General features: G+C 63.2%; 23 protein-coding genes. 10 read left to right on the top strand and 13 right to left on the bottom strand.

Annotated elements, in window-relative coordinates:
* Positions 1-75 precede the first annotated feature (75 nt).
* The 5 genes from J2857_RS15310 to J2857_RS15290 all read right to left on the bottom strand — a co-directional run bounded on the left by J2857_RS15310 (position 76) and on the right by J2857_RS15290 (position 8,466).
* Positions 76-507, bottom strand: a complete 432-nt coding sequence (locus tag J2857_RS15310; RefSeq protein WP_210010965.1) for a GNAT family N-acetyltransferase — start codon at positions 505-507, stop codon at positions 76-78.
* Positions 504-3,176 (bottom strand): pyruvate, phosphate dikinase, encoded by a 2,673-nt coding sequence (ppdK, locus tag J2857_RS15305; protein ID WP_210010964.1) that lies wholly within the window; start codon positions 3,174-3,176, stop codon positions 504-506. The genes J2857_RS15310 and ppdK overlap by 4 nt, the downstream gene beginning before the upstream one ends.
* Positions 3,177-3,615: 439 nt before the next feature.
* Positions 3,616-7,077, bottom strand: coding sequence for a chromosome segregation SMC family protein (locus tag J2857_RS15300; protein ID WP_210010963.1), 3,462 nt, complete (start codon positions 7,075-7,077; stop codon positions 3,616-3,618).
* A 36-nt stretch (positions 7,078-7,113) separates the two neighbouring features.
* On the bottom strand, positions 7,114-7,818 hold the full coding sequence (locus J2857_RS15295) for a DsbA family protein (RefSeq protein ID WP_210010962.1): 705 nt from the start codon (positions 7,816-7,818) through the stop codon (positions 7,114-7,116).
* A gap of 144 nt (positions 7,819-7,962) precedes the next feature.
* A complete protein-coding gene (locus J2857_RS15290) occupies positions 7,963-8,466 on the bottom strand; it encodes a DUF721 domain-containing protein (protein ID WP_007773342.1) in 504 nt (167 codons plus the stop codon).
* 87 nt (positions 8,467-8,553) lie between these two features.
* Here J2857_RS15290 and mutY point away from each other — a divergent pair, with 87 nt between their 5' ends.
* Both mutY and J2857_RS15280 read left to right on the top strand, forming a co-directional pair.
* Entirely contained in the window at positions 8,554-9,639 is a 1,086-nt protein-coding gene (gene mutY, locus J2857_RS15285) for an A/G-specific adenine glycosylase (RefSeq protein WP_210010961.1), read from the top strand.
* Positions 9,640-9,672: 33 nt separating this feature from the next.
* Positions 9,673-10,287, top strand: a complete 615-nt coding sequence (locus tag J2857_RS15280) for an HAD family hydrolase (RefSeq protein ID WP_210010960.1) — start codon at positions 9,673-9,675, stop codon at positions 10,285-10,287.
* Positions 10,288-10,312: 25 nt separating this feature from the next.
* Here J2857_RS15280 and J2857_RS15275 read toward each other — a convergent pair whose 3' ends face one another.
* Positions 10,313-11,086 (bottom strand): S24 family peptidase, encoded by a 774-nt coding sequence (locus tag J2857_RS15275; RefSeq protein ID WP_210010959.1) that lies wholly within the window; start codon positions 11,084-11,086, stop codon positions 10,313-10,315.
* A gap of 249 nt (positions 11,087-11,335) precedes the next feature.
* Positions 11,336-12,466: a site-specific DNA-methyltransferase gene (locus J2857_RS15270; RefSeq protein ID WP_210010958.1), complete on the bottom strand. Its 1,131-nt coding sequence runs from the start codon at positions 12,464-12,466 to the stop codon at positions 11,336-11,338.
* Between the two features lie 145 nt (positions 12,467-12,611).
* Here J2857_RS15270 and J2857_RS15265 point away from each other — a divergent pair, with 145 nt between their 5' ends.
* Positions 12,612-12,908, top strand: coding sequence for a nucleotidyltransferase family protein (locus tag J2857_RS15265; protein ID WP_210010957.1), 297 nt, complete (start codon positions 12,612-12,614; stop codon positions 12,906-12,908).
* The gene (locus J2857_RS15260) at positions 12,908-13,261 is read left to right on the top strand and encodes a HepT-like ribonuclease domain-containing protein (protein WP_210010956.1); all 354 of its coding nucleotides are present in this window, start codon (positions 12,908-12,910) and stop codon (positions 13,259-13,261) included. Before J2857_RS15265 ends, J2857_RS15260 begins: the two co-directional genes overlap by 1 nt.
* Here the strand turns inward: J2857_RS15260 and J2857_RS15255 are convergent.
* Positions 13,258-13,605, bottom strand: coding sequence for an antibiotic biosynthesis monooxygenase family protein (locus tag J2857_RS15255; protein WP_210010955.1), 348 nt, complete (start codon positions 13,603-13,605; stop codon positions 13,258-13,260). The two genes, J2857_RS15260 and J2857_RS15255, sit on opposite strands and share 4 nt — an antisense overlap.
* Complete coding sequence (locus J2857_RS15250; protein ID WP_210010954.1) at positions 13,602-13,931, bottom strand: NIPSNAP family protein; 330 nt, start codon at positions 13,929-13,931, stop codon at positions 13,602-13,604. The genes J2857_RS15255 and J2857_RS15250 overlap by 4 nt, the downstream gene beginning before the upstream one ends.
* A gap of 73 nt (positions 13,932-14,004) precedes the next feature.
* On the opposite strand from J2857_RS15250, the gene J2857_RS15245 reads away from it, so the two are divergent.
* Positions 14,005-14,688, top strand: coding sequence for an ArsR/SmtB family transcription factor (locus J2857_RS15245; RefSeq protein WP_210010953.1), 684 nt, complete (start codon positions 14,005-14,007; stop codon positions 14,686-14,688).
* On the opposite strand, the gene J2857_RS15240 is transcribed toward J2857_RS15245, so the two are convergent.
* The 3 genes from J2857_RS15240 to J2857_RS15230 all read right to left on the bottom strand — a co-directional run bounded on the left by J2857_RS15240 (position 14,639) and on the right by J2857_RS15230 (position 16,543).
* The gene (locus tag J2857_RS15240) at positions 14,639-15,109 is read right to left on the bottom strand and encodes a DUF1284 domain-containing protein (RefSeq protein WP_210010952.1); all 471 of its coding nucleotides are present in this window, start codon (positions 15,107-15,109) and stop codon (positions 14,639-14,641) included. The two genes, J2857_RS15245 and J2857_RS15240, sit on opposite strands and share 50 nt — an antisense overlap.
* Positions 15,106-15,693 (bottom strand): biotin transporter BioY, encoded by a 588-nt coding sequence (locus tag J2857_RS15235; protein ID WP_210010951.1) that lies wholly within the window; start codon positions 15,691-15,693, stop codon positions 15,106-15,108. Before J2857_RS15235 ends, J2857_RS15240 begins: the two co-directional genes overlap by 4 nt.
* Positions 15,694-15,874: 181 nt before the next feature.
* Positions 15,875-16,543 (bottom strand): GntR family transcriptional regulator, encoded by a 669-nt coding sequence (locus J2857_RS15230; protein ID WP_210010950.1) that lies wholly within the window; start codon positions 16,541-16,543, stop codon positions 15,875-15,877.
* A 147-nt stretch (positions 16,544-16,690) separates the two neighbouring features.
* On the opposite strand from J2857_RS15230, the gene J2857_RS15225 reads away from it, so the two are divergent.
* Entirely contained in the window at positions 16,691-17,380 is a 690-nt protein-coding gene (locus J2857_RS15225; RefSeq protein ID WP_210010949.1) for an HAD family hydrolase, read from the top strand.
* 24 nt (positions 17,381-17,404) lie between these two features.
* Here the strand turns inward: J2857_RS15225 and J2857_RS15220 are convergent, their stop codons facing one another.
* Complete coding sequence (locus tag J2857_RS15220; RefSeq protein ID WP_245363356.1) at positions 17,405-17,983, bottom strand: PilZ domain-containing protein; 579 nt, start codon at positions 17,981-17,983, stop codon at positions 17,405-17,407.
* Positions 17,984-18,100: 117 nt separating this feature from the next.
* Here J2857_RS15220 and thrC point away from each other — a divergent pair, with 117 nt between their 5' ends.
* From thrC to J2857_RS15200, 4 genes are read left to right on the top strand one after another with little or no spacing between them, the layout of a single operon-like run.
* Entirely contained in the window at positions 18,101-19,504 is a 1,404-nt protein-coding gene (gene thrC, locus J2857_RS15215) for a threonine synthase (protein WP_210010948.1), read from the top strand.
* 33 nt (positions 19,505-19,537) lie between these two features.
* The gene (locus J2857_RS15210) at positions 19,538-20,836 is read left to right on the top strand and encodes a M16 family metallopeptidase (protein ID WP_210010947.1); all 1,299 of its coding nucleotides are present in this window, start codon (positions 19,538-19,540) and stop codon (positions 20,834-20,836) included.
* Positions 20,837-20,866: 30 nt separating this feature from the next.
* A complete protein-coding gene (locus J2857_RS15205) occupies positions 20,867-21,478 on the top strand; it encodes a GNAT family N-acetyltransferase (protein ID WP_210010946.1) in 612 nt (203 codons plus the stop codon).
* Positions 21,475-24,387: an EAL domain-containing protein gene (locus J2857_RS15200; RefSeq protein ID WP_210010945.1), complete on the top strand. Its 2,913-nt coding sequence runs from the start codon at positions 21,475-21,477 to the stop codon at positions 24,385-24,387. The genes J2857_RS15205 and J2857_RS15200 overlap by 4 nt, the downstream gene beginning before the upstream one ends.
* The last annotated feature ends 40 nt before the right edge of the window (positions 24,388-24,427 follow it).

Here is a 24,427-nt window from a genome sequence, read left to right as displayed (position 1 = left end):
ATACCCCTCCCCTTTGTCGCACGTCTGTACCGAGCATAACACAGCATCCGGGAGGGATGAGGGAAAGATCGGGAGCTAAAAATTCTTCATGTCGTAGTGGGGGATGCCGACATCGAAGAACTCCTCGCCATACGCCTTGAAGCCGAAGCGTTCATACATGGAGATCTTGTCGCTCTGGGCGGCGAGATGGAAGCGGTTCTCCCTCGCGTCCCTATGCGCCTCCATGGCGGCGCGGATCATGGCGCTCGCCACACCCTTGCCGCGCCAGGGCCGGGTAACGGCGACCCGGCCGATCTTGACGCAGTCTTCCGCATGGATGACCCGCAGCGTGCCGCAAACTTCGCCGGAGACGACAGCGACGAAATGAAAGGCGGTCAGGTCGTCGGCGTCGAATTCCATGTCGGCGGGCACGTTCTGCTCGACGATGAAGACTTCACGGCGCAGGCGAAAACCTTCGTTGCAGAGCGTGCTGAAGACGGGCACGGCGAGAACGGTAACTTGGCTCATCCCCTCCTCCTCTCGATCGCCGCCTGCGCCGCCGCAAGCCTTGCTATCGGCACGCGGAAGGGCGAGCAGGAGACGTAGTCGAGGTCGGCATTCTCGCAGAAGCGGATCGAGGCCGGGTCGCCGCCATGTTCACCGCAGATGCCGAGTTTCAAATCGTTGCGGGTGCGGCGGCCACGCTCGGCGGCCATCTGGATGAGCTCGCCGACACCGTCGAAATCGAGTGAGATGAACGGGTCGTGCTCGATGATGCCCTTCTTCTGGTAGGTCGGAATGAAGGCCGCCGCATCGTCGCGCGACATGCCGAAGGTTGTCTGGGTCAGGTCGTTGGTGCCGAAGGAGAAGAATTCGGCGGTCTCGGCGATCACATGGGCGCGGATCGCAGCGCGCGGCAGTTCGATCATCGTGCCGGCCAGATAGGCGATCGGCACGCCGGTTTCCTTCGCGACATCCTCGGCGACGCGGTCGATGACGCCCTTTACATAGTCGAGTTCCTTGCGCAGGCTGACGAGCGGGACCATGATTTCCAGCTCGACCGGTTCGCCCGTGAGCTTTCCGGCTTCCACCGCCGCCTCGAAGATGGCCCGTGCCTGCATTTCGGCGATCTCGGGATAGGAAATCGCCAGCCGGCAGCCGCGATGGCCGAGCATCGGGTTGAACTCGTGGATCGCGTCGATGCGGCGGGCAAGGAAGGCCGGCGGCATCGCCATCGCCTTGGCGACCTCGGCGATTTCGGCCTCGCTCTTCGGCAGGAATTCGTGCAGCGGGGGATCGAGCAGGCGGATCGTCACCGGCAGGCCGTGCATGATCGAAAACAGCTCGATGAAATCCGAACGCTGCATCGGCAGGAGTTTTCCGAGCGCCTCCCGGCGGCCCTTTTCATCTTCGGCCAGGATCATCTCGCGCATCACGTGGATACGGTCGCCTTCGAAGAACATGTGCTCGGTGCGGCAAAGGCCTATGCCTTCGGCCCCGAAGGAACGGGCGGCGCGGGCATCCTGCGGCGTATCGGCATTGGTGCGCACCGTCATGCGGCGGGTCTTGTCGGCCCAGGCCATCAGCTTGCCGAAATCGCCCGACAGCGCCGGCTGGATCATCGGCACGGCACCCTTCAGTACCTGGCCGGACGAGCCGTCGATGGTGACCGTATCGCCGCGCTTCAGCGTTACGCCGCCTGCGCCGATCAGGAGTTCGTTGCGCAGATCGACCCGCATCGAGCCGGCGCCAACGACGCAGGGGATGCCCATGCCGCGGGCAACGACCGCCGCGTGGCTGGTCATGCCGCCGCGGGTGGTGAGGATGCCTTCGGCGGCGTGCATCCCGTGGATGTCCTCAGGGCTGGTCTCGATGCGCACCAGGATGACCTTGCGGCCTTCATGCTCCGCCTCGACCGCCTCCTCGGCGGTGAAGACGATCTCGCCGGTAGCGGCCCCCGGGGACGCGGGCAGGCCGGACCCGACCACGTGGCGCTCGACGCGCGGATCGATGGTCGGGTGGAGAAGCTGGTCGAGCGAGGGCGGTTCGATGCGGCAGACCGCCTCTTCCTCGGTGATGACCCCCTCCTCCACCATGTCGACGGCGATCTTCATCGCCGCCCGGGTGGTGCGCTTGCCCGAGCGGGTCTGCAGCATCCATAGCTTGCCGCGCTCGACGGTGAATTCGAGGTCCTGCATTTCGCGGTAATGGGCTTCCAGCCGGTCACAGATCGCCCTGAACTCGGCGAATGTTTCCGGCATCAGCTTTTCCATCGACGGCTTTTCGGAACCGGAGGCGAGACGCCCTTCCTCGGTGATCGACTGCGGGGTGCGGATGCCGGCGACGACATCTTCCCCTTGCGCATTGACCAGGAACTCGCCGTAAAGCGCCTTCTCGCCGGTCGAGGGATTGCGGGTGAAGGCGACACCGGTCGCGGACGACGAGCCGAGATTGCCGAACACCATGGTCTGGACGTTGACGGCCGTGCCCCATTCCTCCGGAATGCGGTGGAGCATGCGATAGGTCATGGCCCGCGGGTTCATCCAGCTCGAAAAGACGGCGCGGATGGCGCCCCAGATCTGCACATGCGGATCCTGCGGAAAACTGGTGTCCAGCTCGTCCTCGATCATCCTCTTGTAGAGGCCGACCACATGCTGCCATTCGACGGCGGAAAGATCGGTATCGTAGTCGTGGCCGAGGCGGGCCTTCTCGTCCTCGAGGATTTCCTCGAAGACCTCATGGTCGAGGCCCATGACCACATCGGCATACATCTGGATGAAGCGGCGGTAACTGTCCCAGGCAAAGCGCGCATCGCCGGCATCGTGCCCGAGCGCCTGCACGGTCTCGTCGTTGAGGCCGAGGTTGAGGACGGTGTCCATCATGCCGGGCATCGAGGCACGGGCGCCGGAGCGCACGGACAGCAGCAGCGGCTTCGTCTTGCCGCCGAATACGCGGCCGGTCTGCGCTTCGATCGCGGTTATGCCTTCGAGGACCTGCGCCTTCAGGTCATCCGGAAGCGTCCTGCCATTCTCGAAATAGAAAACACAGGCATCGGCAACGATGGTCAGCCCCGGAGGAACAGGCAGACCGAGGCTGGCCATCTCTGCGAGATTGGCACCCTTGCCACCCAGCCGCTCGACGTCCGTGGCGCGACCCTCCGCCTCGCCACCGCCGAAGCGATAGACCCATTTCGACATTGCTGCTCTCCACCCGTCGCAGTCTTTTGCGCAATAACTACAAGTTTTATGACGGTTTGGAAACGGATGACGGCAGGATTATGTTGCGTCGCAACAAAAGCGGTCGGATACGGTCATCAAATGGACCGGGTCACGCTTAAAACAAAGCTTTGCGGGGCCGGATCACAGGCGGCCCCGCAAAGCTTTCCGCCCGGGACAGGAAACCCGGACGGGGGGTGGGGAACTTTAAGTCGGACTGCGAAGCGTGTGGACGCTCAAGCGCGTTCCAATTCCACGGTCCACAAAATAACAATAATCGAAAAACCACATCCCCCATATGGGTGATTCTACGTAGGTTGTAGGTACTTTACCCCCGAATGCAGCTTTAAAAATTGATGCTAGTCAATGAATTGACGTAAATCACGTCGCTAGAGAATGCAACTCGCCTCAACTGCACCATTCAGCTCGCCTCGCGCAGAAGTTCCGCGGTCTGGAGATCGACGGAAACGAGCTGGGACACGCCCTGCTCGCCCATCGTTACGCCGAAAAGGCGGTTCATGCGGGCCATGGTGATGGGATTGTGGGTGATGATGATGAAGCGGGTTTCGGTCGATGCCGCCATCTCGTCCATCAGATTGCAATAACGTTCCACATTGTGGTCATCGAGCGGCGCATCGACCTCGTCCAGCACGCAGATCGGCGCGGGATTGGTGAGAAAGACGGCGAAGATCAGCGCCATCGCCGTCAGCGCCTGCTCGCCGCCCGAGAGCAGCGTCATGGTCTGCGGCTTCTTGCCCGGCGGGCGGGCGAGGATTTCGAGACCGGCTTCGAGCGGATCGTCAGATTCGATCAGCTGCAGTTCCGCCGTACCGCCGCCGAAAAGATGGGTGAAGAGCCGCTGGAACTGCTCATTGACCACGTCGAAGGCGGCCAGCAGCCGTTCGCGGCCTTCGCGATTGAGGCTCTGGATCGCGCCGCGCAGCTTGCGGATCGCGTCGATCACGTCGGCGCGCTCGCGCATCAGGTTGTCGAGCTTGTCGGAAAGTTCCTTCTGTTCCTCGTCGGCCCGCAGGTTGACGGCACCGAGCCGTTCCCGCTCCATGCGCAGGCGGTCTACCTCGCGCTCGATCTCGCGGACATCCGGCAGGGCCGAGTCGGGCTTCAGGCCCGCCAGCCGCAGGACCTCGTGGGGTGCGACACTGAGTGCCTCGCGGATGCGGTTCTCGCTCTCATGGCGCTTCTCGGCGGCCGAAACCAGACGCTCCTCGGCACGGCCACGCTTTTCGCGCACCTCGGCGAGTTCGGACAGCGCGACGGCGGCAATCCGGTCCGACTCGCGCTGATGGGTTTCCGCTTCGGCCAACCGATCGGCGGCGGCGCGGCGGGCCTCTTCCGCCTTCTGCAATTCCGTCAGCAGCGCGCGGCGCTTGTCGTCGAATTCCTCGGGCGCAGCTTCGAGATCGGCGATTTCTTCGCGTGCCTCTTCCTCGCGTTCTCGAAGGCTGGCGATATGATCGGCGGCGCTTGCCGCCCGGGCGGTCCAGGAGGCGCGTTCCTGGGCGATCGCGGCAAGGCGGCGCTTGCGGGCCTCGGTCTCGCGGCTCAGGCCCTCGTAACGGGCGCGCGCTTCGGCGAGCAAGCCGCGATCGGTCGCGACGACCGCCTGCTGGTCGCGCAGCCTGTTGTCGAGATGGGAAATATCGGGCGCATCCTCGAGCTCGATGCGGGCGTTTTCTTCCTGGACGCCGAGATCCTCGATCTGCGCGGTCACCTGGTTCACCGCCTCGCCGGCCACGTCGCGGCGGCGCATCAGGTCTCCGGCGGCGCGTTCGGCGGCAGCCAGCGCATCGCGGGCTTCGGATAGCTGGCGGGCGGCGATGCGGGCACGGTCGCGGGCATCCGTGAGGCGGCGTTCCGCAGAGACGATTTCGGACGCGGCGGCGGCGAGCGCCACCTCGGTTTCGGAAAGCACGATGCGCGCTTCGTCGATCTCGGCTTCCAGCTCCGAAAGCCGGTTCTTCTGGGACAGGCGCAAAGCGGCCGCACCCGGAGCCTCGGAGCCGGTAACGTGGCCGTCCCAGCGATAGACGGCGCCTTCGCGGGTCACCAGGCGCTGGCCGGGACGCAGCAGGCGCATCAGCCGCTGGGCGTCCGTCGCTGCGACGACGCCGATCTGGGCAAGGCTGCGGGACAGTTCCGGCGGCGCGGTGACATGCGCGATCAACGGCTGAGCGCCCTGGGGCAGGCCGGGATCACCGGAACCGTCGCCGTTCACCGACCAGTAGGTCGGGGCCGACGCATCAACGGGGCTTTCGAGATCCTCCCCTAGGGCTGCACCTAGGGCTGCCTCGAAACCGCGATCGACGCGGATCATGTCGGCGACCGCGACGAAATCCCCCGATGTGGCACCGGCTGCAAGCATTTTCGAAATGGTGCGGGCCTCGGTCTCCAGCGCATTGAGCGCCGAGCGGGCAGCTTCCACCGGGCCGCGGGCCATCATCTCGGCCGAGCGGGCGGCGGAAAGTGCCGCCTCCACGTCTTCGACCGCGATCGTCGCATCCTCGACGGCGATTTCCGCCGCCTCGACCGCGTCACGCCTTTCGGCCGGATCGTCGAGGCCGGACAGCCGCTCGTTGATCGCGTCAAGTTCGCCCGTGGCATCGCCGAGCTGGCGGTCGAGGCGCTGGCGGCGCTCCGCGAGATCGCGGATCAGCCGTTCGAGCTGGTTGCGGCCGGCGGCGGCTTCGGCGCGCTCGGCGGTGATTGACGAAAACAGCGCTTCGCTCGCCGCAAGCGACGCCGCAGCAGCCTCGAAAACCTCGCGCATCTCCTCGGCTTCGGCGCCGGAATCGGCCAGCATGTCGTTGAGCTCTGCCTCTTCCTCGCCGAGCTTTTCGAGGAAGGCGGTATTGTCGGCCGCAAGCCGTTCTTCGCGGCTGATATCTTCGCCGAGCTGGACGAGCCGGCGGGTCAGTTCGTCCCGGCGCTTCAGGAGGCGGTTTGCCTCTTCCTCCAGCTGGCCGCGGGCGATCTGCAGGCGCTGCAGGGCGGCACCGGCCTTCGCCTCCTCTTCGCGCAGTTCCGGCAGCTTGAGGCTGGCGATTGCCTGTTGCTTGGCGGCCTCCATCTGCGCCTGCGCCTTTTCGGCAACGACGTTGGTGACCTGGTTGAGCGCGCTTTCCGCCTCGCCTTCCGCCTCCTTGGCCTGTACCCAGCGGATATGCAGGAGCATCGCCTCGCGGGCGCGGATATCAGCCGACAGGGTCTTGAAACGGTTAGCCTGGCGGGCCTGCCGCTTCAGGCTCTCGATCTGGCTTTCGAGCTGTGACAGCACGTCGTCCAGCCGTTCGAGATTGCCTTCGGCCGCTCTCAGGCGAAGTTCCGCCTCGTGTCGGCGGGAATGCAGGCCGGAAATGCCGGCCGCTTCTTCGAGAAGCTGGCGGCGAGCCTGAGGTTTTGCCTGGATCAGCTCGCCGATGCGACCCTGGCCGACCATGGAAGGCGAGCGGGCGCCCGTCGAGGCATCGGCGAACAGGAGCTGCACATCCTTGGCGCGGGCTTCCTTGCCATTGATGCGATACACGGAGCCGGACTCGCGCTCGATGCGGCGCGTCACCTGGATTTCGTCGGAATCGTTGAAGGCGGCAGGCGCCGTGCGGTCGGCATTGTCGAGATAGAGGCCGACTTCGGCAGTATTGCGTGCCGGCCGGTTGCCGGAACCCGAAAAGATCACGTCGTCCATGCCGGACGCGCGCATGTTCTTGTAGGAGTTTTCCCCCATCACCCAGCGCAGCGCCTCGACGAGGTTCGACTTGCCGCAGCCGTTCGGGCCGACCACGCCGGTCAGCCCGCGCTCGATGATGAATTCCGTCGGTTCGACGAAAGACTTGAACCCCAGAACGCGCAGCTTGTTGAACTTCATGCCGCGGCCCTCACCTTCCCGTCAGGGAAGGCGCACTCACGACAGGCTGTCGATGAGCTTCGACATGGATTCAACCGACATATCTCCCGAATACTTCTTGCCGCCGATCAGGAAGGTCGGCGTGGAATTGACGCCGAATTCATCCGCTCCCCTCTTAACGACGGCATTCACTTGATCGAGAAGCTTCTGGTTCGTCAAGCAGGCCTCGAAAGTCTGCTGTGAGTAACCAGCGAGTTTGACCGTCTGGAGCAGCGCATTGCGCACATTTCCGTCCGCAGGCGACGCCCAGCCACGCTGCTGCTTGAAGAGCATCGAAACCATCGGGAAATACTGGGCGGGCGTTGCAAGCTCGGCGGCGTTCTGCGGGCTGCAGCGGGCAAGCATGAAAGCGGCGGTCGCGACCGGATCGAACGGGAACTCGCGGATGATGAAGCGCACTTTGCCGGTGTCGATATACTTGGTCTTGATCGCGTCGAAGGTCTTGTTGTGGAAATTGGCACAATGCGGGCAGGTCATCGACATGTATTCGATGATCGTCACCTTGGCCTTTTCATCGCCCAGCGCCATTTCCGGCAGCGGGCCCGGCTTCAGTGCAGCGGCCATGTCCACGTCGCCCTGGGATTCCGGCATTTCCTGCGCGAAGGCTTCAGAAGCGCCAAGCGGCAGCGCCAGGCAAAGAGCGGTGACGGCCGCTCCGCCGAGAAGCGCGCGCCTGGTCATGGTCATTTCGTTCATCTGCATGGAACACCCGTGTGCGAGAGATCTTCAATAAAGGTGACATTCCGTATCGCGGCGCCCCAACGCGAACAAGCTGTCGATAGGCAAATCTCTTCAAACAATTGTGACAAATCGGAGGTCTATCAAGAGGATCGGCGGGTTTATCTCTCAGACCTTGCGTTTCTGCTGCAGCACCGCGGTGCCGAGCCTTGCCACGGCCTTCTTGAGCGCATCGCTTTCGATGCCCTCCAGCATGGTTTCCAGCCGCTTGGCGGCTTCGCCCTTCAAGGGCGGCGGCTTGCGGGGATGCTTGAAGGTCTGGGACACCGGTTTCTGGACGATGCGGATCTGGCGCACGGCCGGAAAACCGAAAAAGCCGTTGATGCGGGCGATCAGCTCGCCCTGGGCATGGGTGAGGAAAAGCGCGCGGGCACCCTCGCAGGCGATCGTCAGCACGCCTGCCTGGTGGCCGCCGCCCGAACCGGTGCCCTCGTCGCGGCGCGGCCAGGCGATCTTTTCCGGCCGGGTGCAATCGGCAAAATCCTCGCCGGCGATCTCGTCCCACGAGCCGAGCAGCGCCGTCGATATGCCGGCGCGGCGGGCGAGCACCGGATCGATGATGCCGTTCGCCACTTCCGATATCTGCAGCTCGCGTTTCTTGGGATAAGTCATGACGCCTGCCATTGTGGCGCCGGCAGGCCTTGATGCCGGCGCACTCTTCCCACAACTATACGCCATCTCTTCCCATTACGGCAAACGATGCTCCAGACGCTCCCCATCACCCATGCCCAGAAGCTGCTGACCTGGTACGACCGGCACCACCGGGAGCTGCCATGGCGGGTGAGCCCGGCTGCCGCGAAGGCGGGGAAACGGGCAGATCCCTATCACGTCTGGCTTTCGGAAGTGATGCTGCAGCAGACGACCGTGCAGGCCGTCAAACCCTATTTCGCCAAGTTCCTGACGCTGTGGCCCAGGGTGACCGACCTCGCCGCAGCACCGGTCGAGGACGTGATGGCCGCCTGGGCGGGCCTCGGCTATTACGCCCGCGCCCGCAACCTGAAGAAATGCGCCGAAGCCGTCGCCTCCGAGCATGGCGGCGTATTTCCGGACACCGAGGACGGCTTGCGCACGCTGCCCGGCATCGGCGACTATACGTCAGCGGCCGTCTCGGCCATCGCCTTCAACCGGCAGTCAGCGGTCATGGACGGCAATGTCGAGCGGGTGATTTCGCGGCTCTACGCCATCGACGCACCGCTTCCGGGCTCAAAACCCGTCATGAAGGCGAAAGTCGCGGAGCTGACGCCTGCCGACCGCCCGGGGGATTTCGCGCAGGCGATGATGGATCTCGGCGCGACGATCTGTACTCCGAAACGGCCGACCTGCGCACTCTGTCCCTTCCGTGATGATTGTCTCGCCTTTGCCGAACACGATCCCGAAAGGTTTCCGGTGAAGGCGGCGAAGAAGGAAAAGCCCGTGCGGCTTGGCGCCGTGTTCGTGGCCGTGACGCCCGAGGGCGAAGTACTGCTGCGGCGACGGATCGACAGCGGCCTGCTCGGCGGCATGACCGAAGTGCCGACCACCGCCTGGACCTCCCGCATCGATGGCGGCACGACAACCGACCACGCCCCCTTCCCGGCCGCATGGGAGGCATCCGGCACCGTCACCCACGTCTTCACTCATTTCGAGCTTAGGCTTTCGGTCTTCCGGACGAAGACCGAAAGGGTCGCCACCACCGACGGATGGTGGGAACCGGTTACAAATCTCGAGGCCCAGGCCTTGCCGACGGTGATGAAAAAGGCCATCACCCAGGCTCTTCCCCTGGCCTTCGAAAAATCTCCGAACTGATTCAAAAACGCCTTCAATTCCCAGGACATAGTCATGGCAGCCAAGATCGACCACATCGTCTTCGACATCGGCAAGGTGCTGATCCACTACGATCCGAACCTTCCCTTTGCCCGCGTCATTCCCGACGAAGAGGAGCGCCGATGGTTCTTTGAGAACGTCTGCACCCATGAATGGAACCTGGAACAGGATCGCGGCCGCAAGTGGGAAGACGCCGAGGCGCTGCTGGTCGGGCAATATCCGGAGCGCGAGGAGCAGATCCGCGCCTTCCGCAAATACTGGCACGAAATGGTGCCATATGCCTATGACGACTCGGTCGCGATCATGGAAGGCCTGATCGACAAGGGCCGCGACGTGACGATGCTGACCAATTTCGCCGCCGACACATTCGTCGAGGCCAGAAAAATCTTCCCCTTTCTCAACAAGCCACGCGGCGTGACCGTGTCCGGCGAGATCGGCCTGATCAAGCCGGACGTGGCGATCTACGAAAAGCATGCCCGCGACTTCGGGCTGACGCCGGAAGCCTCGATCTTCATCGACGACAGCCATGCGAATGTCGAAGGTGCGCGCGCCGCCGGCTGGCAGGCGGTGCATTTCAAGGATCCCGAGACCCTGCGGCAGGACCTCCTCGCCCACGGCATCGAAGTGTAAGTGCTTCCGGTTGCGGGGCCGGTCCCTAGAGGATCCGGCTCGCGGCGCAGACGCGCCCGACGACTTTCAGCTCCCGTAGGCCGTCCTTGAGGACATGCTGCGGGCGATAGCGTTCCAGATTGTCCGGCAGGAGTTCGAGGCTGCCGTCCACCAGACGCTGCACCCGTCGTGCGATCAGTTCCTCGCCGACATCGAACAGATAGACGCTCCCGTCTTCCAACTTGCGGTCGCCGATATCGACGAACATCGGCGCACCGTCGAGGATCGTCGGCGACATGCTGTCGCCGCTTGCGGATACGACCCGCATGTTCTCCGGATCGACCGAGAGTATCGCCCAGAAGCCTCTGGGGATGGCCGCCCATGTGATGTCGTGCCGTTCGAGCGAAGACTGTCCGGACCCGAGGTCTTCATAAGCGGGGATGACGATGCGATCAGCGACATCCCAGATCGGGCTCGGCTCCGAAAACCCGGCCGACGGGATTTCCGGGGTTGAAAAATGGATGACTCCATCTTCGACCGACCAGTCATTGCCGAGATATTCGATCGGCACTTCGGCGAGTTCCGCCATCATGTTGAGCGTGCTGTGGCGTGGCTCCGTCTTGCCGTGACGGTAGTTGTCGAGCGTGTTGTCGTTAAGGCCGAGCGCATCGACGACGCGCAGGCGGCCGCCGGCCAACTCGCAGAGGATCAGCATCTTCAGCGCCACGGCCCGGCGCGCGGCATCCCTGCCCTCCCAGCTTGGAGAGAACCGCGCCAACGCACGCTCGATCCGGTGGCGCAGCTCGCCATTGACAGGCATGGACATTCTGAAAGACGCTAAATTCGAAATTCGTTCAACCCCGTACAACCTACGATATCAAGCGCAGGTGACGGCGGGAATACCTGAAATTTCGCAACGTCGAGTTTGGCCGTGCGGCAGAGGCTGTCGACGCCATGCCGAAAAGAAATGGCGCCCGGGTCAGCCTTCCCGGGCGCCAATTATCCTCGTCCGGGACTAGAGGTACGAAACCGGACGAGGCATTCGGTCGGTGTGGCGGGGACCGGTGGATCAGTCCAGTTTCGCCATACCGTTTCGGATCACGGATCGCAGTTCGTCGATGGGCTTGAGGGACTGCCCGTCGTCGAAATGCCAGAACGTCCATCCGTTGCATGCATCAAGGCCCTGCACTTTCGCGCCGAGGCGATGAATGGAACCAGCCTCGCCCCCTGCCGCAAGCGTGCCGTCGGCGCGGATGATCGCGCTGTGACGGCGCTTCGCATCGGTCAGGACCTGACCGGGCTTGACGAGACCGCTTTCGACCAGCGTGTTGAAGGCGACACGAGGTTCGGCCTTCTTGCCGGTCATGACCGTCAGTTCAGCCTTGCCGAGCGGCTCGACGGAGGCGATGCGCTCGGAAGCCGCATCGATATAATCCTGTTCGCGCTCGATGCCGACGAAGTTGCGGCCGAGGCGTTTTGCGACCGCACCCGTGGTGCCGGTGCCGAAGAACGGATCGAGGATGACGTCGCCGGGCTTGGTCGAGGCCATGATCACGCGGGCCAGCAGCGCCTCCGGCTTCTGAGTCGGATGGACCTTCTTGCCGTCGTCGCCCTTCAGGCGTTCGCCGCCGGAGCAGATCGGGAACAGCCAGTCGGAGCGCATCTGCACGTCGTCGTTGGAGGCCTTCAGGGCATCGTAGTTGAAGGTGTACCCCTTCGACTTGGCGTCGCGGCTCGCCCAGATCATCGTCTCGTGGGCATTCTGGAACCGGCGACCCTTGAAGTTCGGCATCGGATTGGTCTTGCGCCAGACGATGTCGTTCAGCAGCCAGAAGTTCAGGTCCTGCATGATCGCGCCGACGCGGAAGATATTGTGATAGGAGCCGATGACCCAGATCGTGCCATTCGGCTTCAGGACGCGGCGGCAGGCGAGCAGCCAGGCGCGGGTGAAGGCGTCATAGATTTCGAAGGAGGCGAACTGGTCCCATTCGTCATCGACGGCATCGACCAGCGACTGGTCGGGACGGTGCAGCGTGCCGCCGAGCTGGAGATTGTACGGGGGATCGGCGAAGATCGCATCGACGGAATGATCCGGCAGGGCTTCCAAGGCAGCGACGCAATCGCCCTTGATGATGGAGTTTAGCCAAGTGTCCGGACGGACCTGACGCTTCAGGTCGGCCAGCGGAAGAACTGCTGCCATGTGCTACTCGCTACGCTCTACTCGATACGAACTTTACTGACTGTTATGGTTACCTATTTTGGTTACCAAAGACTGAAGCGGTGCACGATTTCGGGAAAAATTTCGGGACGTGGAAAGATGGCGTCCGTTGCGCTAAAATCGCCTCATGACCAGAAACGAAGCGATCGAAAAACTGAGGCAGCAGGCCGACGCCATCCGGGCGCTCGGCGCGACCTCGCTTTTTCTTTTCGGGTCGGTCGCCCGCGACGAGGCGGGGCCGTCGAGCGATCTCGATCTGTTTATCGATTATGATCCTGACAAAAAGTTCTCTCTTGTGGATCTGACGGGTATCAAGCTTTTCCTGGAAGATGAATTGTCCACGGACGTGGACGTGACGACACGGAACAGTTTACATCCGCGCCTGAAAGATAAAATCGAACATTCGGCGATCCGGATTTTCTGATGGCGCGCGATATCGAATTGATCCTAGATGACATCCTCGAAATGATTGCTCTGATCGAGAAGTCCGTGCTCGGAAAAATGCGAGAAGATTTCGACGGCGATCATATCTTGCGGCTTGCAATCCAGCGCGCAATCGAAATCATTTCGGAAGCAAGCAGGCACATTCCGGATGAGCTGTTGGAACAGGCTCCGGAAATTGCGTGGCGATCAATCCGAGGGATGGGTAATGTCTTGCGTCACGAGTATCACCGCATTGCGGATGACGTCATTTGGGACGTCGTCATGCATGACCTTCCGACCCTGAAGGTAGTGCTCCTCTCGTTCCGAAGGGGCCTCCCGAAAGTAGCCAACTAAGCCGCATGCACCTCGCGGCTGTCCTTCGGCGCCTCGTCCCTCTCGAACATGCCGTAATCCCTGACGATATGGCCAATCCGCAGGCGGTAGTCGGCGAAGACGCCGCCGCGGCCGGCTTTCTGGGCCGCGCGATGGCTTTCGAGGTTGCGCCATGCCTTGACCGCCTCCTCGTCCCGCCAGAACGACAGGGAAAGGATTTTTCCGCGCAGCGTCAGGCTTTCGAAACGCTCGATCGAGATGAAGCCGTCGATGGTTTCCAGTTCGGGTCGCAGTTCGCCGGCAAGGTCGAGATATTTGTGACGCTCGCCCATATAGGGGATGACTTCGAAAATGACGGCGATCATGGCTTTACCAAAGCTCCGTGGGGCATGGATACGTTCTTGAGGAAGATGCGGTCCTCCTTCAGGATGAAACGCTCGCGCTTGGAAAATGCGTAATTCTCCTGGCCGAGCGGATCGGCCATCAGCCGGGCGCGATAGGTTTCATAGGCGGCAAGGCTGTCGATATTGTAGACGCCGTAAGCCGTCGTCGCCGAACCCTCGTGCGGGCCGAAATAACCGATCAGGTCGGCGCCGCAGCGCGGGATTGCCTGGCCCCAGTTGCGGGCATACTCAGTGAATTCATCCTTCTTGAACGGGTCGATCTCGTAGCGAATGAAACAGGTGATCATGGCTTCGCCTCCTTGTGTTGTGGAGGTGTTTTGCCATATTGCCTGACGAAGATGCTTCGGTTACGATCGAAGTATGAAAGAAGGTCCAGACATTGCCCGCATCGGGACGCTGTTCGGCGATCCCGCCCGCGCCAATATGCTGACCGCCCTGATGGGCGGCCAGGCGCTGACAGCGACCGAGCTTGCGCAGGCCGCGGGCGTGACGGTGCAGACGGCGAGTTCACATCTCTCCAAGCTTGAGGAAGGTGGTATTCTCGCCCAGCGCAAGCAGGGCCGGCACCGCTATTTCACGCTTGCCGATGCGGCCGCCGGCGCGTTGCTCGAAAACATCATGGGGTTTGCGGCAAGCAGGGGCCATCTGCGCCACAGGCCGGGACCGAAGGATCCGGCGCTGCGCAAGGCGCGTGTCTGCTACGATCATCTGGCCGGTGATTACGGTGTGCGGATGCTCGACAGTTTTGTCGCCCGCGGCGCGATCGAGAGCGACGGCGAGAACCTGGCGATGACCGCGGAAGGCCGCGCGGAACTCGACACGCTCGGCATCGATGTCGCTGCATTGACATCCAGCCGCAGGCCGCTCTGCAAATCCTGCCTCGACTGGAGCGAGCGGCGTTCGCACCTGGCCGGCACGCTCGGCAAGGCGCTGCTTGCCCATTTTCTCGAAAAGGGCTGGGCACGGCGCAGCGGGGAAAGCCGCGCCGTGCTGTTCACGCCCGAAGGCGAGCGGAAATTCCTGGCGCTGTTTCCGACCGGCTGATCTTCATGACCAGCGCGCCCGCATAATCATCTCCCGCGATGCGATCACAAAGGCTGCTCCATTCGCAGCCCGTGCAAGCGCGGCGCGTCAGGTCGGCGGAGAAGGCGCGGCGCATTTTCTCAAACAGCGCCGGATCGGAGGCGATCACCGCGCCGATCTCTAGCTCCCGCCCAAGCAGGCAGGCAATATCCGCCGATGCCGCTGCATCCCGACCGGCAACCGAAGCACCGAAACAATGCGCATCTTCATCGGACAGAAGCGGGGCGCAGATATCGTCGGGGCCGGAGACGATCTCGATCGGCTCGCCGGCAGAAAGCCGGCCGGCGAGACGACGGTAGTTGGCGACGAAGGCCGGGCTGTAGCCCTCGCCAACGAAAGTCAGCATGCAGAGAAGATGATGCGGCCGCAGCCTCACCGTCATTCTGCGGCAGCACGATTGCGGGAAGCGACCGCGGCAAGGATGGCCGCCGCCAGGCCCGATTTCAGTGCCGCACCGAGGATGAACGGGGCAACGCCGGCCCATAACGCCTTGTCAGCGCCGATCAGTGCCGCGAGCCAGGCCCAGCCGAGCGCAAGGCATAGAAGGTTTGCGATCAGATGCGCCGAGAAGCTGGCGAGGATGCGCCGCCCGGTCCAGCCGCGTTCGGCAAGCCAGCCGGCAAGGGCGGCAATCACCGGAAAGGAAAAGAGATAACCGGCGGTCGGCCCAGCGAAGGCGGCAAGGCTGCCCGCCCCACCCGCCAGCACCGGTGCTCCAAGCGCTGCTTCTCCCAGCCACGCAAGCACGGTCAAGGCGCCAAGCCGCCAGCCGTAAAGCGCGCCGATCATGGTCACGGCGAAGGTCTGCATGGTGATCGGCACCGGAACCATCGGCACGGCGATCCGGGAGGCAATCGCCAGAACCAGCGTGCCCGCAAGTACGAACACGGCCTTGATCACGAACGACCTTTCGGCCAACCGCAGCGGATCAAAGCCAAGGGTCTGATGGGAGTTGGTCAGGGACATCAATTCTCTCCTTTTCAAATTATAGATAATTTTGATTCCCATCTATTTTATGAAAGGATTCTTGGCTGTTGACAAGCGCTCCGTCCGCGCTTGATCGCCAGACATCAAGCATGGGGACGCATATTCCCAATGTTTCCGAGGAAACTCATTGGAAATTAAATTATCTATAATTTTGGAATGATCAGCCGACGATGGCAAAAATCTCCCGCGGAGCGCCCGTCTTGGCCGGTTGCGGGCCACGGCCGATCCATTGAACGTGTTTCTGCAGGATGGCGGCGGCCTCGTCGGTCTTGCCCTGCCGGAGAGCGGCCAGGATGGCGCGGTGGTCGTGGTCGGTGCGCTTTTCCCAACCGGACTGCCAGGCCGAGAACAGGAAGCGCGCGCTCGCCGCATGCAGGTCATCGATCGAGGCGAGCAGCCGCTTCATGCCGCACGGGGCGAGGATCAGCCGGTGGAAACGACGGTTCGCCTCTTCCCAGGCATGCACGTCGGCAGCGGCATCGCCCTCGCGGGCCGCGTCTTCCGCCGCATCGAGGATGGCCGGGGTCAGGTGGCGTGCGGCATGCCGGAGCGCCAGCACCTCCAACACGGCGCGCATTTCCGCCACCTCGCGGACTTCGGCGAGATCGAAAGAGGCCACACGCACACCGCGGCGCGGCTCGCTGATCGCCAGGCCTTGCGCTTCCAGCCGGCGAAATGCCTCGCGCACCGGCACATGGCTGGTTTCGAATTCCTCGGCGATATGATCCTGGCGGAGACGGGCACCGGGGGCGAGCTCGCCGCGCACGATGCGGTCGGCAAGCACGCGGCTGATGCGGCTGGCGATAGTGTCTTCCGGTTCCTTGCCCATCAGCGTTCCTTAGTGCGCCGGTTTCCGCTTGTCGAGAGCCGCCCGCTACGCTTGCCCCAGCCATGCGCGACGGTTGGTTGAGGTTTGTCCTGCCATCGTATAAAAGGCCGCCTCACCTTATATTAGGCCCATGGAAGGCATTTCCTCATGAGCAGCTTCGACCTCATCATCTTCGACTGCGACGGCGTTCTCGTCGATTCAGAAATCATCGCGGCGCAGGTGGAATCCAGACTGCTCACCGAAGCGGGTTATCCGATCAGCGTCGAGGAAATGGGCGAGCGGTTCGCCGGCATGACCTGGAAGAACATTCTGCTGGCCGTGGAAAAGGAAGCCGATATTCCCTTGTCCGCCTCGCTGCTCGACAAGTCCGAGGCGCTGCTCGACGCGCGGCTTGCCCGCGACGTGAAGATCATCGACGGCGTGAAATTCGCGCTGGCAAGGCTGACGACGCAACGCTGCATCTGCTCCAACTCAAGTACCCACCGCCTCGACGTGATGCTCGAAAAGGTCGGCCTGAAACCCTATTTCGCGCCGCATGTCTATTCGGCCAAGGATCTCGGGCCGGATCGGGTCAAGCCGAAGCCGGATATCTTCCTGCACGCCGCCGAGCAGTTCAAAGTTGCGCCGGAGAAGTGCCTGGTGATCGAGGATTCCACCCATGGCGTCCATGGCGCCAAGGCGGCAGGCATGCGCGTCGTCGGCTTTACCGGCGCATCGCACACCTATCCGAGCCATGCCGACCGGCTGACGGACGCCGGTGCCGAAACGGTGATCTCACGGATGATGGATCTGCCGGCCGTCATCGCCGCGCTCGGCGAATGGGCCGGGGCGCTCTAAGCGCCCCGATCAGTTCTTTCTCGATCAGCTCCGGCGGGCCGGCTTCTTTGCAGGGCCGGTGTCGAAGCCGAGGCGGACGCGCGTGAAGCGCGAGGCGCCGCCTTGCGCGTTCGGGATTTGCACATCCGCCTTGTTGAAGATGAACTGGGTGCCACCGGCCGGCATCTCGACCGGGAATGCCACCTTCTGCGAATAGATGACGCTGTCGCCATCGACCACCTCGACGAGGATCGGCAAGGTGACCTTGCCGGGAACGCCGACCGGGCCCTGGACGAGACGTCCTTGCGCGACGACATTGATGGTCAGCGTCGTCTCATTGGCGGTGCACTGGCGCGTCGCGTCGGCGAGCGAGGCCTGATAGAGCAGTTTTTCCGGCTTGTTCTCCCCGCCGCGGGCATAGGCGCGGTGAACGGCGGTCTGTTCCAGCATGACGACCGGCGGGCAGAATGCCTGCACGACGGGAGTTGCCGCCTCAGCGGCGGGGGCGGCGGTAGCGGTCGGGGTCAGCCCTTCTGTCGGCGCCGAGGAATTGCAGCTTGCGAGAACCGCCACGAGCGACACCGCTAGAAGACCACGCGAAATCTTTGCAAACACCGTACTCAACCCTCTTCCATCCCAATATCTGGGCCATTTACCTGGCGAACCGGAGCGTCACTTTCCGGTCTTTCACCGCCCATTTTCCTGGTCTATATCAGCGGCGCGAATAAAAATCGATTGGGGTTGATGGTCGTGGACTATATTTCTACCCGGGGCGAAGCCGCTCCGCTCGGATTCCGGGATGCGCTGATGGCGGGCCTTGCCCGCGACGGCGGCCTTTACGTGCCACGTCAATGGCCTTCGCTCTCCAAGAAGGAGATCCGCGCGCTACGCGGCAAGACCTATCAGGAGGTCGCCTTCGAGATCCTCAAGCACTTCGTCGGCGATGAAATCCCCGCTGACAAGCTGAAGGGAATGATCACGGAAGCCTATGCCACGTTCCGGCATCCGGCCGTCGTGCCGCTGGTGCAGACCGGGCCGAACGACTTCGTGCTCGAACTCTTCCATGGCACCACGCTCGCCTTCAAGGACGTGGCGATGCAGCTGCTCGCCCGCCTGATGGACTATGTGCTGGCCGAGCGCGGCGAACGGGCCACCATCGTCGGCGCCACGTCGGGCGATACCGGCGGGGCGGCGATCGACGCATTCGCGGGCCGCGAGCGCACCGACATCTTCATCCTTTTCCCGCATGGCAAGGTCTCGCCCGTGCAGCAGCGGCAGATGACCACCTCCACTGCCGCCAACGTGCATGCGCTGGCGCTGAAAGGCAATTTCGACGACTGCCAGAACATCGTCAAGGAGATGTTCAACGACGTCGCCTTCCGCGACCGGGTCAGGCTCTCGGGCGTCAACTCGATCAACTGGGCGCGCATCATGGCGCAGGTGGTCTATTATTTCACCGCCGCCGTTTCGCTCGGCGGGCCGGACCGGAAAATCTCCTTCACGGTGCCGACCGGCAATTTCGGCGATATCTTCGCCGGTTATGTGGCCAAGAAGATGGGCCTGCCGATCGACCGGCTGGTGATCGCCACGAATGACAACGACATCCTCGCCCGGACTCTGAAGAGCGGGCGCTACGAGATGCGCGACGTCAAGGCGACCACCTCGCCGTCGATGGACATCCAGATCTCGTCCAATTTCGAGCGGCTGCTGTTCGAAGCCTATGGCCGCGATGCCGGCTCGGTTCGCGCAGCAATGGCCGGCCTCAAGCAATCCGGCAGCTTCGAGATCAAGCCGGACGCGCTCAAAGCGATCCGCCGCGAGTTCCGTGCGGGGCGGGCAACGGAGCGGCAGGTCGCCGCCACGATCCGCGAGACGCTTGCCGAGACCGGATACCTCCTCGATCCCCACACTGCGACCGGCGTTTTCGTTGCAGGCAAGAATGCAAAACCGGCAAGCCCGATGGTCACTCTCGCCACCGCCCACCCGGCCAAATTTCCGGCCTCGGTAAAATCCGCTTGCGGAATTGATCCGGCGCTTCCATCATGGCTTGCTGATCTTATGCAAAGGGAGGAGCGCTTCGATATCTTGGAGCCTGAGCTTAAGGCCGTCGAAACCTTCATCGGCCAGCATGCCCGCGCTAAGTAATAGAGGTATCGGCGGCGCCGGAAAGACGTAAACATGAATGTAGAAATCACCCGGCTCGCCTCCGGGTTGACGGTCGTCACCGAAACCATGCCGCATCTGGAGAGCGTTGCGCTGGGTGTCTGGATCAAGTCCGGATCGCGTAACGAGACCGATGACGAACATGGGATCGCCCACCTCCTCGAGCACATGGCCTTCAAGGGCACCGCCCGCCGCAGCGCCCGTGACATCGCCGAAGAGATCGAGAATGTCGGCGGCGAACTCAATGCCGCAACATCCACCGAAACCACCTCCTATTACGCCCGGGTGCTCAGGGACAACGTACCGCTCGCGGTCGATATCCTCGCCGACATCCTGACGGAATCGGCTTTCGACGAGGAAGAACTGCGTCGCGAAAAGCACGTCATCCTCCAGGAGATCGGGGCTGCCAACGACACGCCCGACGACGTGGTGTTCGACAAGTTTTCCGAGGTCGCCTATCGGGGCCAGACGCTCGGCCGACCGATCCTCGGCACGCCGGATACGGTCAAGGGTTTTACGCCCGGGCAGATCCGCAACTATCTTTCGCGCAATTACACGACGGACCGGATGTTCGTGGTCGCCGCCGGCGCCGTGGACCACGCGACGTTCGTCAAGCAGGTGGAGGAGCGCTTCGCCAGCCTGCCGATGACCCCGAGCGCTCCGCCGGTGCTCGAAGCCGCGCGCTATATCGGCGGCGACGTGCGTGAAACCCGCGACCTCATGGACGCGCAGGTCCTGCTCGGTTTCGAGGGCAAGGCCTACCACATGCGCGACTTCTACTGCTCGCAGATCCTCGCCAACATCCTCGGCGGCGGCATGTCCTCGCGCCTGTTCCAGGAAGTGCGCGAACGTCGCGGCCTGTGTTATTCGGTCTATGCCTTCCACTGGGGTTTTTCCGATACCGGCATCTTCGGCATCCATGCGGCAACCGGCGGCAACGAGTTGCCGACGCTGGTGCCCGTCATCATCGACGAGCTGCGCAAGTCCTCGGAGACGATCGACCAACAGGAAATCGACCGTGCCCGCGCCCAGATCCGCGCCCAGCTTCTGATGGGCCAGGAGAGCCCGGCCGCCCGCGCCGGTCAGATCGCCCGCCAGATGATGCTCTATGGGCGCCCGATCCCGAACCCGGAAATGATGGAACGGCTGGAGGGCATCACCACCGAGCGGCTCACCGACCTTGCCGGACGGCTGTTTTTCGATACGGTTCCGACATTGTCGGCGGTCGGCCCGATCGAGCAGCTTGCACCGTTGAACGACATCACCACGGCGCTTGCCACGCCGGGGATCCAAACGAAGAAGGCTGCCGGTTAAACCGGCCGCCCTGCTCGGAGCAGCGCCAGTATGAACAAGTCGGTGTTTCGGTTCCTGTCGCGACAGCCGGACACACCAGAGCTTTATGGCGAGAACCACCTGCTCCGGCTTCCCCGTTATTCGGACTACAAACAGTGGCAGCGGCTGCGCTCGGAAAGCCGCCCTTTCCTGCAACCCTGGGAGCCGATCTGGCGGCCGGACGAACTGACCGAGGGGGCGTTCCGCCTGCGTGTCGTCAGAAGCGGCCAGGAATATGCCTCGGGCCTTGCCGTGCCGCTGCTCCTCTTCCGCCGCGACGACCAGGTGCTGCTCGGGGGCCTGACCATCGGTTATATCCGGCGGGGTGCAGCGCAGAGCTGCATGATCGGCTACTGGATGGGCGAGAAACATTCCGGCCAGGGCCATATGTTGGCCGCATTGAAGGTGGCTATCCCGTATATCTACGGCGGACTTCAGTTGCACCGGATCGAGGCAGCCTGTATTCCGGAGAACTGGAAAAGTGTTCGGCTTTTGGAAAAAGCCGGCTTCGAGCAGGAAGGTCTTTTGCGCAAGTATCTCAAAATCAATGGCGAATGGCGCGACCACCTGATGTTTTCCCGGTTGCCGGAAGACGGCGAGTTCGGGAAGATGCTGAAACCATGAGAACCCCTGCCCTGCCTCTTGCGTCGCTGATCCGCTTTTTCCCGGCGATCATCGCTCTCCTTGCTGCCGCCATGTTCCTGACGGCGGCGCCCGGTGCGCGCGCCGCGGAGCCGGTCAAGATCTCGCGAGACGACACGGCGCTCGACCTCACGAGAACCACCGATATCTACGTCAACCAGGGCGAGGCCTTCCAGGTCTCGACCGCCGCCGGCGCGGACGGTATCCGCCGCCGCATCGAGGTGCGCGCCAGCTCCCCCGGCCACCAGGGCGACTGGGCGGTCTTTGCACTCTCCAACGTTTCCGAAGAACAGCTCGAACGGGTGATCGTCGCGCCGCATTTCCGGCTCGCCAACTCGAAAATGTTCTGGCCGGACCTCGGCTCGCAGCGCATCATCTCGATCACGCCCTCGGAAGGTTTTGCGCTCGACCGGATACCGAGCCCGGATGCCGATGTTTTCCGGATCACGCTGAACCCCGGTTCGACCATCACATTCGTCGCCGAACTCGCGACGCCGTCGCTGCCGCAGATCTACCTCTGGCAACCGGATGCCTACAAGGACACGGTCAACTCGTTCACGCTCTATCGCGGCATCGTGCTTGGCATTGCCGGCCTGCTGGCGGTGTTTCTGACCATTCTCTTCGTCGTCAAGGGCACGTCGATGCTGCCGGCGGCAGCCGCCCTTGCTTGGGCGGTGCTCGCCTATATCTGCGTCGATTTCGGTTTCCTCGACAAGCTGATCACCGTCACGTCCGGCGACCAGCGCATCTGGCGCGCAGCGGCTGAAGTGGCGCTCGCTTCGTCGCTGGTCATCTTCCTGTTCACCTACCTCAACCTCAACCGCTGGCATGTGCATCTCGGTTATGCGACGCTGGCCTGGGTGGTCGGCCTGGTGCTGCTCGGCGGCGTGGCGATCTACGATCCGTCGGTCGCGGCAGGCATTGCCCGCATCTCGTTTGCGTTGACAGGCACGGTCGGCATCCTGTTGATCATCTATCTCGGCTTCAACCGCTACGATCGCGCGATCCTGCTGGTGCCGACCTGGGCGCTGATCCTGGTCTGGCTGTTCGCCGGCTGGCTGACGGTGACCGGCAAGCTCGACAACGACATCATCCAGCCGGCGCTGGGCGGCGGTCTGGTCCTCATCGTTCTCCTGATCGGCTTCACGGTCATGCAGCACGCCTTTGCCGGCGGCGCCTACCAGCAGGGCCTGTTCTCCGACCTCGAACGGCAATCGCTGGCGCTGACCGGTAGCGGCGATACCGTCTGGGACTGGGACGTGGCTCGCGACCGCGTCATCACCACGCCCGACATCTCGACCCGCCTCGGCCTCGATATCGGCGCCATGCACGGTCCGGTGCGCAACTGGGTGCCGCGGCTGCACCCCGACGATCGCGACCGATTTCGCGCGACACTGGACGTGCTGCTCGAACACCGCCGCGGCCGTCTGAACCACGAATTCCGCATCCGCGCCGAGGACGGGCATTTCCACTGGCTGCAAATCCGCGCCCGGCCGGTGCTTGGCTCGAACGGCGAAATCATCCGTTGCGTCGGCACGATCATCGATGTGACCGAACAGAAGAATTCCGTCGAACGCCTGCTGCAGGACGCGCTGCACGACAACCTGACCGGCCTGCCGAACCGCCAGGTCTTCCTCGACCGGCTGCAATCGGTCCTGACGCTGGCGCCGGGCGGCGACACCGTGCGGCCGACCGTCATGGCGATCGACATCGACCGCTACAAGCAGGTCAACGACTCACTCGGCATTGCGGCCGGCGACAATATCCTGATCGCGCTGACCCGTCGCCTGCGCCGGCTCCTGAAGCCGCAGGACACGCTGGCGCGGCTTGCCGGGGACCAGTTCGGACTGATCCTCGTCTCGGAGCGCGATCCGGCCAAGGTGGCGGATTTTGCCGACGCTGTCTCCAAGGCGATCATGGTGCCGATCAACTTCGCCAATCGCGAAATCATCCTGACCGCCTCGATCGGCCTGTCCTCCTGGGTCGACCAGCAGGAAAGTGCCTCCGGCATGCTCGCTGACGCGGAACTTGCCATGTACCGGGCGAAACGCTCCGGCGGCAACCGTGTCGAACCCTTCCGGCCCGCCTTTCGCGCCGCCGGAGCCGACAAGCTGCAGATTGAGACCGACCTTCGCCGCGCCATCGAGCGCAAGGAACTGTTTCTTGCCTATCAGCCGATCATCAGCCTGAAGGATGGCGAGATTGCCGGCTTCGAGGCGCTGATGCGCTGGGATCATCCCAAGCGCGGCAGCATCCCGCCCTCGGAATTCATACCGATCGCCGAGATGTCGGACCTGATCGGCCCGCTCGGCCTGTTCGCCATCGACCGTGCCGCCTCCGACCTGATGGTCTGGCAACAACAGGCCGGCGACCTGCCGGTCTTCGTGTCGGTCAACCTGTCCAGCGCGCAGCTTCTCAACGCCGACCTCTACAACGACGTGCGCGCGCTGCTGCAGAAGACCCAGGTCAATCCGAGCCAGTTGAAGCTTGAGCTCACCGAGTCGCTGATGATGGAGAACCCGGAACAGGCGCGGCTGGTGCTCGGCAAGCTCAAGCAGACGGGCCTCAGCCTGGCGCTCGACGATTTCGGCACCGGCTATTCGTCGCTCGCCTACCTTACGCAGTTCCCGTTCGACACGATCAAGCTCGACAAGGCGCTGGTCAGGAATGCGACGGAGAAGCGGGCTGTCCTGCTGCGCTCGGTGATCGCCATGGCCCGCGCGCTGGAAATGACCGTGGTGGCGGAGGGTGTCGAGACCGACGAGGATGCGGCGGAACTCGCCAAGATGGGCTGCCATTTCGGCCAGAGCTATCTGTTCGGCCCGCCGGCCCCGGGAGACGCAGTGCTCCGGCTTCTGAAAGAACGTTTTCCGCTGACCAAGCGGGCATGAAATTCGACGATCATGTGAGGGAGATCATAGGAAGCCCGCC

Origin of the sequence: Neorhizobium galegae, assembly GCF_017877055.1 — a bacterium.
Classification (GTDB): domain Bacteria; phylum Pseudomonadota; class Alphaproteobacteria; order Rhizobiales; family Rhizobiaceae; genus Neorhizobium; species Neorhizobium galegae_D.
The sequence above is the reverse complement of the archived record's forward strand: the minus strand, read 5'-3'. Positions and strand labels throughout refer to the sequence as shown.

Bases quoted from the DNA above. Each gene is read 5' to 3' on its own strand.
- J2857_RS15240 (WP_210010952.1), bottom strand. From the start codon at position 15,109: ATGACGGTGAGGCTGCGGCCGCATCATCTTCTCTGCATGCTGACTTTC.
- J2857_RS15205 (WP_210010946.1), top strand. From the start codon at position 20,867: ATGAACAAGTCGGTGTTTCGGTTCCTGTCGCGACAGCCGGACACACCA.
- J2857_RS15230 (WP_210010950.1), bottom strand. From the start codon at position 16,543: ATGGGCAAGGAACCGGAAGACACTATCGCCAGCCGCATCAGCCGCGTG.
- J2857_RS15210 (WP_210010947.1), top strand. From the start codon at position 19,538: ATGAATGTAGAAATCACCCGGCTCGCCTCCGGGTTGACGGTCGTCACC.
- mutY (WP_210010961.1), top strand. From the start codon at position 8,554: ATGCTCCAGACGCTCCCCATCACCCATGCCCAGAAGCTGCTGACCTGG.
- J2857_RS15235 (WP_210010951.1), bottom strand. From the start codon at position 15,693: ATGTCCCTGACCAACTCCCATCAGACCCTTGGCTTTGATCCGCTGCGG.
- J2857_RS15200 (WP_210010945.1), top strand. From the start codon at position 21,475: ATGAGAACCCCTGCCCTGCCTCTTGCGTCGCTGATCCGCTTTTTCCCG.
- J2857_RS15255 (WP_210010955.1), bottom strand. From the start codon at position 13,605: ATGATCGCCGTCATTTTCGAAGTCATCCCCTATATGGGCGAGCGTCAC.
- J2857_RS15265 (WP_210010957.1), top strand. From the start codon at position 12,612: ATGACCAGAAACGAAGCGATCGAAAAACTGAGGCAGCAGGCCGACGCC.
- J2857_RS15280 (WP_210010960.1), top strand. From the start codon at position 9,673: ATGGCAGCCAAGATCGACCACATCGTCTTCGACATCGGCAAGGTGCTG.
- J2857_RS15260 (WP_210010956.1), top strand. From the start codon at position 12,908: ATGGCGCGCGATATCGAATTGATCCTAGATGACATCCTCGAAATGATT.
- ppdK (WP_210010964.1), bottom strand. From the start codon at position 3,176: ATGTCGAAATGGGTCTATCGCTTCGGCGGTGGCGAGGCGGAGGGTCGC.
- J2857_RS15270 (WP_210010958.1), bottom strand. From the start codon at position 12,466: ATGGCAGCAGTTCTTCCGCTGGCCGACCTGAAGCGTCAGGTCCGTCCG.
- J2857_RS15290 (WP_007773342.1), bottom strand. From the start codon at position 8,466: ATGACTTATCCCAAGAAACGCGAGCTGCAGATATCGGAAGTGGCGAAC.
- J2857_RS15310 (WP_210010965.1), bottom strand. From the start codon at position 507: ATGAGCCAAGTTACCGTTCTCGCCGTGCCCGTCTTCAGCACGCTCTGC.
- J2857_RS15245 (WP_210010953.1), top strand. From the start codon at position 14,005: ATGAAAGAAGGTCCAGACATTGCCCGCATCGGGACGCTGTTCGGCGAT.
- J2857_RS15225 (WP_210010949.1), top strand. From the start codon at position 16,691: ATGAGCAGCTTCGACCTCATCATCTTCGACTGCGACGGCGTTCTCGTC.
- J2857_RS15250 (WP_210010954.1), bottom strand. From the start codon at position 13,931: ATGATCACCTGTTTCATTCGCTACGAGATCGACCCGTTCAAGAAGGAT.
- J2857_RS15295 (WP_210010962.1), bottom strand. From the start codon at position 7,818: ATGCAGATGAACGAAATGACCATGACCAGGCGCGCGCTTCTCGGCGGA.
- J2857_RS15300 (WP_210010963.1), bottom strand. From the start codon at position 7,077: ATGAAGTTCAACAAGCTGCGCGTTCTGGGGTTCAAGTCTTTCGTCGAA.
- J2857_RS15275 (WP_210010959.1), bottom strand. From the start codon at position 11,086: ATGCCTGTCAATGGCGAGCTGCGCCACCGGATCGAGCGTGCGTTGGCG.